The organism is Nocardioides aquiterrae, from assembly GCF_039526625.1.
Lineage (GTDB): Bacteria > Actinomycetota > Actinomycetes > Propionibacteriales > Nocardioidaceae > Nocardioides > Nocardioides aquiterrae.
The window spans coordinates 84,990-98,602 of record NZ_BAAAJE010000023.1; the positions used below are offsets into that span (position 1 = coordinate 84,990).

Genomic DNA, 13,613 nt, shown 5'->3' on the forward strand with positions numbered 1-13,613 from the left:
GTCGGGGTGATCCCCTAATCTCGCCGCATGGCCCTGGAGACCTCGCTCGAGTCACCGGCCCCGGTCCGGCAGATCGCGAACGCGATCGCCGGCTGGGTCGACCGGCTCGGCGCCGTGTGGGTCGAGGGCCAGGTCGCGCAGGTCAGCCGCCGCCCGGGCATGAACACGGTCTTCCTGACGCTGCGCGATGCCGTGGCCGACATCTCGATCCCGGTCACCTGCTCGCGCACGCTCTTCGACGGCCTGAACCCGCCGCTGGTCGAGGGCGCGAGCATCGTCGTGCACGCGAAGCCGTCGTACTACGCCAACCGCGGCACGCTCTCGCTCTACGCGCGCGACATCCGGATGGTCGGCCTCGGCGAGCTGCTCGCCCGGCTCGAGCGGCGCCGCCAGCTGCTCGCCGCGGAGGGGCTGTTCGCGAGCGAGCTGAAGCGGGCGCTGCCGTTCCTGCCCGGCACGGTCGGGTTGGTCACCGCGCCGAACAGCGCCGCCGAGCGCGACGTCCTCGAGAACGCCCGCCGCCGCTGGCCGGCCGTCCGCTTCGAGGTCGCGTACGCCGCGATGCAGGGGCCCCGCTCCGCGACCGAGGTGATCGAGGCGCTCGAGCGCCTGGACCGCAACGCCGAGGTCGAGGTGATCGTGGTGGCCCGCGGTGGCGGCTCGGTCGAGGACCTGCTGCCGTTCTCCGACGAGGCGCTGATCCGCGCGGTCGCGCGGGTCCGGACGCCGGTGGTGTCCGCGATCGGTCACGAGCCCGACACGCCGCTGCTGGACCTGGTCGCCGACGTCCGCGCCTCCACGCCGACCGACGCCGCGAAGCTGGTCGTCCCCGACGTCGTCGAGGAGGCCCGCAACGTCGCCCGCGCCCGCGAGCGGCTCCGCGGCGCCTTCGGCGGCTGGCTCGCCCGCGAGCAGGCCGGCCTCGACGCGCTGCGCTCGCGGCCCGCCCTCGCGGACCCGCGCAGCCTGCTCGACGCCCGGCTCGACGAGGTCCGGCAGCTCCGCGACCGGGCCCGCCGGACCCTGGGCCACGCGCTGGACCGCGCGACCGACGACATCGGGCACCAGCGGGCCCGGGCCCGAGCCCTGTCCCCGTTGGCGACCCTGCGACGTGGGTACTCGGTCCTGCAGGACGCCGACGGCCACGTGCTCACCTCCGTCGCGGACGTCTCCGCGCGGCAGCCGATCAGCGTGCGGGTCGCCGACGGGCGGATCCACGCCACCGCCACGAAGACCGAGCAGCTCGAGGAGACCGATGGCTGAGAAGACCGACGAGGCCCCGTCGTACGAGCAGGCTCGCGAGGAGCTCGTCGAGGTGGTGCGCGCGCTCGAGGCCGGCGGCACCACCCTCGAGGAGTCGCTCGCCCTCTGGGAGCGCGGCGAGAAGCTGGCGACGATCTGCCAGGCCTGGCTCGACGGCGCCCGCCAGCGCCTCGACGCCGCTCTGGAGGCCGACGACGACGACGGCGGGACGTGAACGAGCAGCCGCTCGCGGGTCGACCGGTCTGAACCGGTCTGGTCCTGTGGACCAGACGTTACCGTCCTGTGGACCGCGATTTACCTTCGAATCCGGGGTTGTTACCACCCCGTGGGGTGAGTGTTGCGATTTTCGGACCCGTTACGACTGACGGTCTGTTGCCGTTCTTTTACTCTTCCACGCGTCGGTAAAGAGCGGGAGCGCTGCGTGATCGGGCAGGCACGTGACCCTGGGGGAAGGGAACGAGCATGCGAAGGATGCGCGTACGCGCACGAATGGGGGGACTCGTAGCGGCGGCCGGTGTGGCCGCACTCGTCGTCCCCTTGCTGGCCCAGACGCCGGCCCAGGCGGCACCCGCCGCCGACCTGCGGATCGCGAAGACGGTCGCGCGGCTCACACCGCCGCTGACCTTCGAACCGTCCCTGAGCGACACGCGCACCAAGGGGCACTACGAGTGGCGGGCGGACGGCCTGCACATCTGGACCGAGGGCGCGACCAGCCAGGACAAGGTCGCCGAGTACGTCGCCACGTCCTCGCCGCTGGCCGAGGTCGGCGAGCCGTCGCTGGGCTACACCAAGATCGCGCCGAACCCGTCCGACCCGCTGAACAACGTCCCGGGCTTCCAGCTGGTGACGGACTTCGACAGCGACGGCTACCCCGACGGCATCCTCGTCGGCGAGCGGATCTACGGCACCGACTGGTGGCTGTCCAACGGCTCCTCGCAGTGGGTGAAGGACCTGGCCCCGTCGCACACCGGCGGCTCCGGTTCGGCCAACCACGGCACGCTCGACCAGTGGCGCGCCGCGTTCCCGAACGCGACCGTGGTCGCCTTCGGCTTCTCGCTCGGGTCGGGCGTCCAGGGCGAGGGCGTGATCACCGCGCTCAACTTCGCCGACACCGGGTACGACGTCGGCCGCCCCCACCTCGGTCTCAACTACCAGTCGTCGGTCAAGGCCGCCCCCGGCGAGACGGTCGAATACCGGATCAAGGTGAGCAACCGCGGCGACGCGGGCGCCACGGACACGACCGTCACCGACACGCTGCCGGACGACCTGACCTACGTGCCGGGTTCGCTGCGCTACAGCGGATCGTCGTGGTGCTCGGTCACCGGTCAGGCCCTCTCCTGCCAGGGAGGCAGCCTCGCGGCTGGCTCGAGCACCTCGGTCTACTTCCAGGCCACGATCAGCGACACCGTGAACACCGACGGCCTCGGGTCGAGCGTCGGCCACCACGTCGACGTGCAGAAGCAGGAGGTCTTCGCCGACCTCCCGGCCGGCAAGACGCGGACCTACACCGCCCTGTGCCCGGCCGGCTACGTCGCCACCGACGGCGGCCTGTTGCTCGACGCGATCGACCAGGGCGGCTACTACGACGAGATCGTGATCTCGCGGAGCACGCCCACCACCGTCGGAGGCGTCGACGGCTGGACCGTGACCGCGTCCAACATGGGCGAGTCCCGCGGCCAGGGCAAGGTGAAGGTGACCTGCCTCGACGGCACCGTCGGGACGGTCAACGGACACACCCACGACCTGGTGACGATCCACTCGGTGGGCAACGGCACGATCGCGGCCACCTCCACCAACGCCACCGGCGAGAGGGTCACGCGGAGCTGCCTGCCCGGTTACACGCCGATCGCCCCGCGGTTCGAGGTGACGAGCGGCATCGCGGTCGTGCGGACCTCGAAGGCCGTCGGCAGCGCCTGGACCTGGGTCGTCGACCACGAGCCCGGCACCGCTGCGAACTTCGACGTCGACTGTCTCGCCCCGGAGACGACCTCGGCGAGCAACCACACGACGACGCTGCCGCTGGCGACGTCGACGCACACGATCTCGGTCGGCTCCGAGAGCCGCGGCGAGGGCGTCGAGCACTGCACCGGCAACGCCCGGGCGATCGTCGGCGGCTACGCCGGCGAGGACGCGAGCGTGCTGTCTCTCGGCAAGGAGCCGCGCGGCGACAACTACATGTTCCGGTTCTACAACTCCGACTGGGACAGCTGGCACGCCGACATCCAGGTCACCTGCGTGGCCGTCCGGACGCCGGACGAGGCGCAGTACTACCACATCACCAACACCGCGACGGTCCACTCGCCCGACGACCCGTCCGACAGCTCCTCCTCGGCCGACGTCTCGGTCAGGGGCGCCGCGGTCCAGCCCGGCGGCGGCGTGGCGGTCAACCCGACCGCGTCCCGGACGGGCGGCGCGGGGTCCATCAAGAAGGTCACGCTCGGCATCACCTGCACCTCCGCGTGCGCCTTCACGGTGAAGGTGTTCAAGGGCAGCACCCTGGTGGCCAAGGCGACCAAGGCCCTGGGCGCCTCGCCCGACCCGAGGTTCGTCGCCGTGCCGACCGTCAGCGCCGGCAGGACGCTGGCCCAGAACGACGTGGTGACGGTCAAGGTGACGACCTCGACCGGGACGACGTCGACCACGGTCACGCTGCTCTGAGCCGACGCCACAGGCCCCGTCCCTCTTCTGGGGCGGGGCCTGTGGTGTCGTAGTCGTGCAATTGCTGAGTTGACCTGGGTTACTCGGCGGTAGAGCAAGGCTGGGCGTTCAATTGCGCTGGCCTCACGGCTTCAGCGGCGCCGTCGTCAGCGACTCGACGAGGGTCTCGAGCTCGTCCTGCGGGGCCGACCCGTAGACCAGGACGGTCTGGCCGCTGACCTCCGCGGCGTAGCCGTGGTCGCCCCCGGGATCGGAGAACGTCCGCCATCGGGACGCGACCGCGCTGTCGAGCGCGACGGGCTCGCCCTCGGTGGCGTCGGTGCCGACGTAGGTGTCGACGAGCTCCGCGAGGTCCTCGTCCTCCTCGTGCAGCCCGGCGAAGTGGTCGTCGGCCGTGGTCATCGCGAGGTCGAGCGCCGGCCGCTCGCCGGTGTCGAACGAGGCGTCCTTGACGTACCACCCGTCGGGAAGCGCGGCCGGGTACGCCGGCGTCAGGCCGGCCTGCTGGATGCTCACCACCAGCGACCGGTAGTCGACGTGGTCGGGCTCGTACTCGGGGGTGTTCCGGAAGGTCCCCCGGAAGACCACGATGCCGAGGACCACGAGCACGAGGACGATCATCGAGCCGACCAGGCCCCCGAAGCTCCGCTGGTACCTGCTCGGCTGCCCCGTTCCTGACGCCTCGCTCACGGTGCCATTGTCCCCATGCGACTACAGTCGCCGCGTGCCGCCCCTCGACGCGATCCCGGTGGCGGCCCTCCTCGCCCTGCTGGTCACCGCGTACGTGCACCCGCGGGCGCGCACCGAGCTCGGCGTCGGCCTGCTCGCCGCGGCCGCCGCCCTGGCGACCGGGATCCTGGACGTGGGCGACGTCGAGGACGTGCTGCGTCACCTGGGCCCGGTCGTGCTGTTCCTGGTGACGATCCTCGTCGTGGCCGACGTGTGCGCCCGCGCCGGTCTCTTCGCGGCGGCCGCCGCGCGCATCCGCGAGGCCAGCTCGGGCAGCCCGGTGCGGCTGTTCTCGGGTGTCTTCCTCCTCGCCGCGGTGGTGACCGCCGTGCTCAGCCTGGACGCCACCGTCGTGCTGCTCACCCCGGTCGTGGTCGCGGCCGCCGCGGCGGCCGGCACCTCGGCCCGGCCGGGCTCGCACGCGTGCCTGCGGATGGCCAACTCCGCCTCGCTGCTGCTCCCGGTGTCCAACCTGACGAACCTCCTGGCGATGCCGCACCTGGACCTCACCTTCGGCGGCTTCGCCGTGGCGATGGCGCCGGTGCTGCTCGCGGTGCTCGCGGTGGAGTACGTCGTCCTCCGCCTGCTGTTCCGGCGAGAGCTGGCCGCGCCCGTGCGGCCGGCGGGGCACGACCCGGACCCGGCCCTCGAGCCGGTCCCGCTGGTCGTCGTCGGCCTGATGCTGGCGGGCTTCGCGATCGGCTCGCCGCTCGGCGTGGAGCCGTGCTGGATCTCGCTGGTCGCTGCGGTCGCGCTGGTCGGCTGGGCCCGGCACCGCGGCCTGGTGTCGCTGCGCGAGGCCGGGCACGCCGCACACCCGGCGTTCGCAGTCTTCGTGCTGTGCCTCGGCGTCGTGGTCGCGGCGCTCTCCGCCGGGTTCCTGGGCGACGTGGTCGCCCACGTGCTGCCGACCGGCACCGGCTTCGTCGACCTGCTGGCGATCGCGGTGCTCGCCACCGTGCTGGCCAACCTGCTCACCAACCTGTCGGCGACCCTGCTGCTGGTGCCGATGCTGGCCCCGCTCGGCGACACCGCGATCCTCGCGGCGCTCCTCGGGCTGAACATCGGCTCGGGCCTGACCTACACCGGCTCGCTGGCGAACCTGCTGTGGCGCCGGACGCTCGTGCGGGTCGGCACCCGGCCGTCGCTCGCCGGCCTGCACCGGGTCTCGCTGGTCGCGACCCCGCTCAGCCTCGTGTCCGCAGTTGCGGTTCTCTCGCTGGTCAGATGACCGCAGGTGCGGCATGATTCCTGCGTGCCGACGTACCGGATCGCGGAAGCCGCCGAGCTGCTCGGCGTCAGCGACGACACCATGCGGCGCTGGGTCGAGGCGGGTCGCGTGCCCAGCAGCCGGGAGGACGGCCGCACCGTGGTCGCCGGGGCCGACCTCGCCGCGCTGGCGGAGTCGCTGGCCGACCACCCCGACCGCGAGGCCACCCGCGCCGCCTCGGTCAGCGCGCGGAACCGGCTCGCCGGCATCGTCACGAAGGTCACCCGGGACACCGTCATGGCCCAGGTCGAGATGATCTGCGGCCCCTACCGGATGGTCTCCCTGATGAGCTCGGAGGCGGCCGACGAGCTCGGCCTGGAGCGCGGGGTGCGCGCGATCGCGTCGGTCAAGTCCACCAACGTCGTGGTGGAGCGGCCGTGAGGAAGCTGCTCCTGCCGGCCGTCCTCGCCCTGGTCCTGCCCGCCGCCGCGTGCGGCGACCACGGCGGGTCGGGCGACACCACGCTCACGGTCTATGCCGCGGCGTCCCTCACCGCCACGTTCGAGCAGATCGCGCAGGAGTTCGAGGCCGAGCACGACGGCGTCGACGTGCGGCTGAGCTTCGGCGGCTCCTCCGACCTGGTCGCCCAGATCGAGAACGGCGCGCCGGCCGACGTCTTCGCCTCCGCGGACACCGCCACCATGGACAGGCTGGTCGCCGCCGGCCTCGACGGCGCCGACCCGCAGGACTTCGCGACCAACGTGCTCGAGATCGCGACCCCACCGGACAACCCGGCGCACGTGCAGAGCTTCCAGGACCTCGCGAAGCCGGGCCTGAAGGTGGTCGTGTGCGCCCCCGAGGTGCCCTGCGGCGCGGCGGCCCAGCAGGTGGCCGCGAGGGCCGGGGTCACGCTGCACCCGGTCAGCGAGGAGCAGTCGGTCACCGACGTCCTCGGCAAGGTCGCCAGCGGCGAGGCGGACGCCGGCCTCGTGTACGTCACCGACGTCAGGGCGGCCGCCGACCGGGTGCACGGGATCGAGTTCCCGGAGTCCGGCGACGTCGTGAACACCTATCCCATCGCGCCCGTCGCGGGCACCGACGAGCCCGCCCTGGCCCGCGAGTTCATCGAGATGGTGCTCGGCGACACGGGCCGGCAGATCCTGCGCGACGCCGGCTTCGGATCGCCGTGATCCCCCGCTGGATCTACGCCCCCGCGGCGCTCGGCGCGGCGTTCGTGCTGCTCCCCCTCGTGGCGATCGTGGCCAGGGTCGACTGGACCGGCTTCCTCGGCCTGATCACCTCGCAGGCCTCCCAGGACGCACTGTGGCTCAGCCTCCGCACCTCGGCGGTCTCGACGGTGCTCTGCGTGCTCTTCGGCACGCCGATGGCGGTGGTGCTGGCGCGGACGTCGTTCCCCGGGCAGGGCGTGCTCCGCTCGCTGGTGCTGCTGCCCCTGGTGCTGCCGCCGGTGGTCGGCGGCATCGCGCTGCTGTACACGTTCGGCCGCCGCGGCCTGCTCGGCCACGAGCTCGACGTCCTCGGGATCCAGGTCGCGTTCTCGACGACCGCCGTGGTCATGGCGCAGACGTTCGTGGCCCTGCCGTTCCTCGTGGTCAGCCTGGAGGGCGCCCTGCGCACGGGCGGCCGGCGCTACGAGGTCGTGGCGGCGTCGCTCGGCGCCGGGCCGACGACGGTGTTCCGCCGGGTGACGCTGCCGCTGGTGCTGCCCGGCCTGCTCTCCGGCGCGGTCCTGGCGTTCGCCCGGTCGCTGGGCGAGTTCGGCGCGACCATCACGTTCGCCGGCAGCCTGCAGGGCGTGACCCGGACCCTGCCGCTGGAGATCTACCAGATCCGCGAGACCGACGTGGACGCCGCGGTGGCGCTGTCGCTGGTGCTGGTGGTCGTGGCGGTGCTGGTCATCGGCCTGGCCCGGCAGGGGCGTGCCGGATGAGCCTGGAGCTGGCGGCCACCGTCGCCGCGCGCGGCCTGGACGCGGCCCTCGAGGTCGCCGACGGCGAGACCCTGGCCGTGCTGGGCCCGAACGGCGCCGGCAAGTCGACGCTGCTGGCGGTCGCGGCCGGGCTGCTGCGCCCCGACGCGGGCCGGGTGACGCTGGACGGCCGGGACCTCACCGCGCCGGGCACGTTCGTGCCGACCCACGACCGGCGCATCGCCCTGCTCGCCCAGGACCCGCTGCTGTTCCCACACCTGAGCGTGCTCGAGAACGTCGCCTTCGCGCCGCGCAGCCGCGGCGCCGGCCGCCGCGAGGCGCGGGCCACCGCCCGGCGCTGGCTCGGCGAGGTCGGTGCCGCCGACCTCGCGGACCGCCGCCCCGCGCGGGTCTCCGGCGGACAGGGCCAGCGGGTCGCGCTGGCCCGGGCCCTGGCCGCCGATCCACGGCTGCTGCTGCTCGACGAGCCGATGGCGGCCCTGGACGTCTCCGTGCTGCCGGCCCTCCGGCAGACCCTCCGGCGGGTGCTGGCCGATCGCACGGTGGTGCTGGTGACCCACGACGTCCTCGACGCGCTGCTGCTCGCCGACCGCGTGGTCGTGATGGAGAACGGCCGGGTCGTGGAGGCCGGCCCGACCACGGACGTGCTGGAGCGACCCCGCAGCGGGTTCACGGCCCGCATCGCCGGGCTCAACCTGGTCTCCGGCCCGTGGCGGGACGGGGCGGTCGCCGGCGTCCGCGGCATCGCCGCCGACGACGCACCGGTGGAGGGGGAACCGGCGGTCGCGGTGTTCCGGCCGAGCGCGGTCTCGGTGTTCCGCGAGGCGCCGGGCGGCAGCCCGCGCAACAGCTTCCCGGTCACGGTCACCGAGCTGGAGCCCCACGGTGACCAGGTGCGGGTGCGCGCCGGCCACCTCGCGGCCGATGTGACCGTGCAGTCGGCCGCCGAGCTCGACCTGGCGCCCGGCGCCCGCGCGGTGTTCGCCGTCAAGGCGAGCGAGGTGGCGGTCTACCGGACTTGAGTAGAGTCAGCGACATGCGCGAGCCCGACCCCTTGTCCGTCGCCCCCGAGTCGCCCGACCGCAACCTGGCGCTGGAGCTCGTCAGAGTCACCGAGGCGGCGGCGATGGCCGCCGGCCGCTGGGTGGGGCGCGGCGACAAGAACGGCGCGGACGGCGTCGCGGTCAACGCGATGCGCGTGATGATCTCCACCATCGGGATGGACGGCATCGTCGTCATCGGCGAGGGCGAGAAGGACAACGCCCCGATGCTCTACAACGGCGAGCGCGTCGGCGACGGCACCGGGCCGGAGTGCGACGTCGCCGTCGACCCGATCGACGGCACCACGCTGACCGCGAAGGGCATGACGAACGCGGTGTCGGTGATGGCGGTCGCGCCGCGCGGCTCGATGTACGACCCGTCCGCGGTGTTCTACATGGAGAAGCTGGTCACCGGTCCCGAGGCGGCGGGCGTCGTCGACATCCGCTACCCGGTGGCCGAGAACATCCACCAGGTCGCCAAGGCCAAGGGCAAGCGGCCGACCGACGTCACCGTCGTACTCCTGGACCGGCCGCGGCACGCCGCCCTGGTCGAGGAGATCCGCGCGACCGGCGCGATGATCAAGTTCATCACCGACGGCGACGTCGCCGGCGCGATCATGGCCGCCCGCGCGGAGACCGGCATCGACCTGCTGCTCGGCGTCGGGGGTACGCCGGAGGGCATCATCACCGCCTGCGCGATGAAGTCGCTCGGCGGCGTCATCCAGGGCCGGCTCTGGCCGCAGGACGACGCCGAGCGGCAGAAGGCGCTGGACGCGGGGCACGACCTGGACCCCGACCACGTGCTCTCCACCGACGACCTGGTCACCGGCGACGACTGCTTCTTCGTCGCGACCGGGATCACCGACGGCGAGCTGCTGCGCGGCGTGCGCTACCGGGCCGGCGGGGTGACCACCCACTCGCTGGTGATGCGGTCGCGCAGCGGCACGATCCGCTCGATCACCTCGGAGCACCAGCTCCAGAAGCTACGCGCTTTTGCCGCGATCGACTTCGACAGCTGAGACGTCCGAGCGCAGCAGGGCGCCGGACACGGCGTCGATGACCCGCGGGTCGAACGCCATGCCGAGGTGCGAGGCGGTCACCTCGACCGCGCGGGCGACCGGGTCGACGCAGGCTCGCCAGTCGACGATGCCGTCGCGGCGGGAGTAGATCGCGGTGAAGTCGATGCCGGCGGGCAGCGGGTGGCGGCTCTCGCCGAAGCTCTGCCGCGCGCAGTCGCCGCGCACGCAGTCGGCCGACATCAGACCGGGCACCCCGGCGCGGCTCAGCCGCACCAGCAGGTCGACCGCCGCCGCGAGCGAGACGTGGTGGGCACCCGGGGCCAGCATCGGGCTGCCCATGGTCACGATGTTGGAGACCAGGTCCGGACGGCGGACGGCGACGCCGCGCGCCAGCATCCCGCCGAGCGAGTGGCCGACGATCTGGACCCGGGTACCGCGCCGCATCGCGATGGACTCCAGGCGCGCCTCGAGCTGCGCGGCGGCGTTGAGCGTGCAGCCGATGTTCGAGTGGATGTGGGAGCGGTAGGTGCGGAAGCCCTGAGCCCGCAGCGACCGCGACATCAGGCCGAGCGTGCCGTCGCCGGCGAGGAAGCCGGGCACCAGCAGCACCGGGTCACCGAGCCGCGCCCCGGGGCGGGAGGCGTACGGCGTCGCCCGGCGGGCCCGGCGGTCGGCGGCGGCGCGGAGCGCGTAGCGGCCGATCTCGGTGGCCGCACTGCCCTCGCGGAGGACCGCGGCCGGGTGCGGGACCGCGAAGCCGTGCGGAAGCAGGAAGTCCGCGAGCGACGAGGGCGACATGTGACTCACGTTACGTCCTGTACCCGTCTGGCCACGGCCGAATCGGGGGTGTCGTGTCCATTTCGCCTTCAACTGGTTCACTGGACGCATGCCCAGGCCCGCCACGATCCCGGTCTCCGAGGAGCTGTTCGCCCCGGTCGGTCACGGGATCGAGCTCTGCTACCAGACCTACGGCGAGCCGGACGGCGACCCGCTCCTGCTCGTGATGGGCCTCGGCGGGCCGATGACCTGGTGGGACCCCGAGCTGTGCGCGTCGCTGGCCCGCGCCGGGTTCTACGTGATCCGGTACGACAACCGCGACGTCGGCCGGTCCACGGTCCTGCCGGGGCGGGTCGGCCGCTCCGCGCTCGTCCGGGCCTTCGCGGGCGGCCGGGTCCGGCCGCCGTACACGATGGCGGACCTGGCCGACGACGCGTTCGGCCTGCTGGACCACCTGGGCCTGGAGTCCGCGCACGTCGCGGGGGTCTCGATGGGCGGCATGATCGCGCAGACGATGGCGATCGCGCGACCGGACCGGCTCCGCTCGCTGACCAGCATCATGTCCACGACCGGGAAGCGCACCGTCGGCTGGCAGCACCCGTCGCTGCTGCCGGGCCTGATCGGCAACCGCCGGCCGGGGCGGGAGGCCTACGTCCGCACCAGCACGGCGTTCTGGAAGCTGATCGGGTCGCCCGCGTACCCCCAGCCGCAGGAGCAGGTGGAGAAGCGCGCCGGGGACACCTTCGACCGCGGGGTGAGCGCGAGCGGCGTGATGCGGCAGATGCTGGCCGTGCTGACCCAGCCCAACCGGAGTACCCGGCTCCGGGCCGTCCGCGTCCCGGCCCTGGTGGTGCACGGCCTCGCGGACAAGATGGTGCACGTCTCCGGCGGCCGGGCCACCGCCGCCGCCATCCCCCACGCCGAGCTGCTGCTGATCGCCGGCATGGGCCACGACCTGCCCCCGGCGCTGTTCGAGACCATCACCGCCGCGATCCGCCGGACCGCCGACCGCGACTGAGACGCCGAGTCGGCGCTACTGCAGGTCCCAACACCGCCGAGTCGGCGCTACTGCAGACAGGGGGCCTGCACTGGCGCCGAGTCGGCGCCTCTCCGGCCTGCACTGGCGCCGAGTCGGCGCCTCTCCGGCCTGCACTGGCGCCGAGTCGGCGCCTCTCCGGCCTGCACTGGCGCCGACTCGGCGTTGGATCAGTCGGAGAGACGCTCGCCGGTCTCGCTGTCGAACACGTGCACGTTCTGCGGGTCGGTGGTGACGAACATCGTGTCGCCCTTCTGCGGGTGGTCACGACCGCTGACCCGGATGATGATGCTGCTCGGCGTGCCCTCGACACCGCACGTGCCGTGGATGAACGCGTCGGCGCCGTGGTCCTCCACGACGGTGACCTTGACCGGCAGGCCGTCCTCGGCGTTGCCGACCACGCGCCAGGCCTCGGGCCGGACGCCGACCGTGACGTTGCCCTGCATCTTCGCCGCCGCGGCCGCGTCGACCGGGACCCGGTAGTCGCCGATCTTGGCCTGGCCGTTGTCGGCCTTGGCCTCCATCAGGTTCATCTGCGGGGAGCCGATGAAGCCCGCGACGAACAGGTTGACCGGCCGGTCGTAGAGCGCCAGCGGGGTGTCGACCTGCTGCAGGATGCCGTCCTTCATGACCGCCACCCGGTCGCCCATCGTCATCGCCTCGACCTGGTCGTGGGTGACGTAGACGGTCGTGACGCCGAGGTCGGCCTGCAGCTTGGCGATGTCGGTGCGGGTCTGGACGCGCATCTTCGCGTCCAGGTTCGACAGCGGCTCGTCCATGCAGAACACCTGCGGCTGCCGGACGATCGCGCGGCCCATCGCGACGCGCTGCCGCTGGCCGCCGGAGAGCGCCTTGGGCTTGCGGTCGAGGTACTCGGTCAGGCCGAGGATCTTGGCCGCGTCCTGGACCCGCTTGTTGCGCTCGTCGTGCGGCACCTTCGCCATCTTCAGCGCGAACGCCATGTTGTCCGCGACCGACATGTGCGGGTAGAGCGCGTAGTTCTGGAACACCATCGCGATGTCCCGGTCCTTCGGCGGCATGTGAGTGATGTCGCGAGGACCGATGAAGATCTTCCCCTTGTTGACCTCCTCCAGCCCCGCGAGCATCCGCAGGGTGGTGGACTTCCCGCAACCGGAGGGACCGACGAGGACCATGAACTCCCCGTCACCGATCTCGAGGCTGATCCCTGGTACGGCGGGCTTGTCGGCGCCGGGGTACCAGCGCTGCGCCTCCTCGAACCTGACTGTGGCCATGCTGCAACAACTCCTTCACCGGCAGGTACGTGCCGGACGATCCGTAGTAAAGGTGAGCGCGGTCACAGTACCTCGTGGCGGCGCCTAGCGCTTCCGCTCGACCGAGACCCCGCCCCAGATCGCCACGCCCCGGATCCGGACGGTCGGGGAGCCGTCGTCGAGCTCCTCGGGGACCCGCCGGCCCGGCCCCGAGTAGCCGCCCATGATGCCGGTGCCCTCCATCACCACGTGCACGTGCGGCGGCACCGTGATCTGGGCGCCGCCCATGAAGCAGTTGACGGTGATCGTCACCTCGCGGGCGGCGAAGCCGGCCTCCCGCAGGTCGAGGTCCGCGCCGCCCATCATCGCGACGACCGTCAGCTGCTGCGGCACCACCCACGCGCCCTTGCGCTCGAAGCCGCCGAGGATCGCGAGGTGCCGCTCCGACCGGGGCCCCTGCACCACCGACGACGGCCGCCGGGCCGGCCGCGGCGCGGGGGCCTGGACCGGCAGGTCGTGGGTGATCGGGACCAGGTCGGCATAGGTGCGGGCGGCGTACGTCGCCTCGAGCCGCTCGTCGAGCTCGGTGAGGTCCAGCCGCCCCTCGCCCGCGGCCTCCCGCAGGATCTCAGCCACCCGGTGCCGGTCGGCGTCCGAGATCCGCAGCCGGGACCGATCGGGCTCGAGCTCTCCCATGG

General features: G+C 72.8%; 14 protein-coding genes. 10 read left to right on the plus strand and 4 right to left on the minus strand.

Annotated elements, in window-relative coordinates:
• Window positions 1-27 precede the first annotated feature (27 nt).
• From xseA to ABD086_RS19580, 3 genes are all read left to right on the plus strand, one after another.
• Window positions 28-1,263: an exodeoxyribonuclease VII large subunit gene (gene xseA / locus ABD086_RS19570; RefSeq protein WP_343909319.1), complete on the plus strand. Its 1,236-nt coding sequence runs from the start codon at window positions 28-30 to the stop codon at window positions 1,261-1,263.
• Complete coding sequence (locus ABD086_RS19575; protein WP_343909320.1) at window positions 1,256-1,477, plus strand: exodeoxyribonuclease VII small subunit; 222 nt, start codon at window positions 1,256-1,258, stop codon at window positions 1,475-1,477. The genes xseA and ABD086_RS19575 overlap by 8 nt, the downstream gene beginning before the upstream one ends.
• Before the next feature lie 275 nt (window positions 1,478-1,752).
• Window positions 1,753-3,921 carry a hypothetical protein gene (locus tag ABD086_RS19580; RefSeq protein WP_343909322.1) on the plus strand — a complete coding sequence of 723 codons (2,169 nt, stop codon included), beginning with the start codon at window positions 1,753-1,755 and terminating at the stop codon, window positions 3,919-3,921.
• 123 nt (window positions 3,922-4,044) lie between these two features.
• Here ABD086_RS19580 and ABD086_RS19585 read toward each other — a convergent pair whose 3' ends face one another.
• Window positions 4,045-4,611: a DUF4245 family protein gene (locus ABD086_RS19585; protein ID WP_343909324.1), complete on the minus strand. Its 567-nt coding sequence runs from the start codon at window positions 4,609-4,611 to the stop codon at window positions 4,045-4,047.
• A 34-nt stretch (window positions 4,612-4,645) separates the two neighbouring features.
• On the opposite strand from ABD086_RS19585, the gene ABD086_RS19590 reads away from it, so the two are divergent.
• Genes ABD086_RS19590 through glpX form a run of 6 tightly spaced genes read left to right on the plus strand, consistent with a single transcriptional unit; the run spans window position 4,646 to window position 9,870 of the window.
• Window positions 4,646-5,881 (plus strand): SLC13 family permease, encoded by a 1,236-nt coding sequence (locus ABD086_RS19590; RefSeq protein WP_343909326.1) that lies wholly within the window; start codon window positions 4,646-4,648, stop codon window positions 5,879-5,881.
• 24 nt (window positions 5,882-5,905) lie between these two features.
• The gene (locus ABD086_RS19595) at window positions 5,906-6,301 is read left to right on the plus strand and encodes a TOBE domain-containing protein (RefSeq protein WP_343909328.1); all 396 of its coding nucleotides are present in this window, start codon (window positions 5,906-5,908) and stop codon (window positions 6,299-6,301) included.
• Entirely contained in the window at window positions 6,298-7,050 is a 753-nt protein-coding gene (modA, locus tag ABD086_RS19600; RefSeq protein ID WP_343909329.1) for a molybdate ABC transporter substrate-binding protein, read from the plus strand. The genes ABD086_RS19595 and modA overlap by 4 nt, the downstream gene beginning before the upstream one ends.
• Entirely contained in the window at window positions 7,047-7,811 is a 765-nt protein-coding gene (locus tag ABD086_RS19605; protein WP_343909331.1) for an ABC transporter permease, read from the plus strand. Before modA ends, ABD086_RS19605 begins: the two co-directional genes overlap by 4 nt.
• A complete protein-coding gene (locus ABD086_RS19610; RefSeq protein WP_343909333.1) occupies window positions 7,808-8,833 on the plus strand; it encodes a sulfate/molybdate ABC transporter ATP-binding protein in 1,026 nt (341 codons plus the stop codon). Before ABD086_RS19605 ends, ABD086_RS19610 begins: the two co-directional genes overlap by 4 nt.
• Before the next feature lie 14 nt (window positions 8,834-8,847).
• The gene (glpX, locus tag ABD086_RS19615; protein WP_343909335.1) at window positions 8,848-9,870 is read left to right on the plus strand and encodes a class II fructose-bisphosphatase; all 1,023 of its coding nucleotides are present in this window, start codon (window positions 8,848-8,850) and stop codon (window positions 9,868-9,870) included.
• Here glpX and ABD086_RS19620 read toward each other — a convergent pair.
• Window positions 9,835-10,668: an esterase/lipase family protein gene (locus tag ABD086_RS19620; protein WP_343909337.1), complete on the minus strand. Its 834-nt coding sequence runs from the start codon at window positions 10,666-10,668 to the stop codon at window positions 9,835-9,837. The genes glpX and ABD086_RS19620 overlap by 36 nt on opposite strands.
• A gap of 88 nt (window positions 10,669-10,756) precedes the next feature.
• Here ABD086_RS19620 and ABD086_RS19625 point away from each other — a divergent pair, with 88 nt between their 5' ends.
• On the plus strand, window positions 10,757-11,665 hold the full coding sequence (locus tag ABD086_RS19625; RefSeq protein WP_343909339.1) for an alpha/beta fold hydrolase: 909 nt from the start codon (window positions 10,757-10,759) through the stop codon (window positions 11,663-11,665).
• Window positions 11,666-11,853: 188 nt separating this feature from the next.
• On the opposite strand, the gene ABD086_RS19630 is transcribed toward ABD086_RS19625, so the two are convergent.
• Together ABD086_RS19630 and ABD086_RS19635 are read right to left on the minus strand one after the other, a co-directional pair.
• Window positions 11,854-12,936, minus strand: a complete 1,083-nt coding sequence (locus tag ABD086_RS19630; protein WP_343909341.1) for an ABC transporter ATP-binding protein — start codon at window positions 12,934-12,936, stop codon at window positions 11,854-11,856.
• Between the two features lie 84 nt (window positions 12,937-13,020).
• The gene (locus ABD086_RS19635; protein ID WP_343909343.1) at window positions 13,021-13,611 is read right to left on the minus strand and encodes a DUF1707 SHOCT-like domain-containing protein; all 591 of its coding nucleotides are present in this window, start codon (window positions 13,609-13,611) and stop codon (window positions 13,021-13,023) included.
• Window positions 13,612-13,613 lie beyond the last annotated feature (2 nt).

Bases quoted from the DNA above. Each gene is read 5' to 3' on its own strand.
- xseA (WP_343909319.1), top strand. From the start codon at position 28: ATGGCCCTGGAGACCTCGCTCGAGTCACCGGCCCCGGTCCGGCAGATC.
- ABD086_RS19575 (WP_343909320.1), top strand. From the start codon at position 1,256: ATGGCTGAGAAGACCGACGAGGCCCCGTCGTACGAGCAGGCTCGCGAG.
- ABD086_RS19580 (WP_343909322.1), top strand. From the start codon at position 1,753: ATGGGGGGACTCGTAGCGGCGGCCGGTGTGGCCGCACTCGTCGTCCCC.
- ABD086_RS19610 (WP_343909333.1), top strand. From the start codon at position 7,808: ATGAGCCTGGAGCTGGCGGCCACCGTCGCCGCGCGCGGCCTGGACGCG.
- glpX (WP_343909335.1), top strand. From the start codon at position 8,848: ATGCGCGAGCCCGACCCCTTGTCCGTCGCCCCCGAGTCGCCCGACCGC.
- ABD086_RS19620 (WP_343909337.1), bottom strand. From the start codon at position 10,668: ATGTCGCCCTCGTCGCTCGCGGACTTCCTGCTTCCGCACGGCTTCGCG.
- ABD086_RS19625 (WP_343909339.1), top strand. From the start codon at position 10,757: ATGCCCAGGCCCGCCACGATCCCGGTCTCCGAGGAGCTGTTCGCCCCG.
- ABD086_RS19630 (WP_343909341.1), bottom strand. From the start codon at position 12,936: ATGGCCACAGTCAGGTTCGAGGAGGCGCAGCGCTGGTACCCCGGCGCC.
- ABD086_RS19635 (WP_343909343.1), bottom strand. From the start codon at position 13,611: ATGGGAGAGCTCGAGCCCGATCGGTCCCGGCTGCGGATCTCGGACGCC.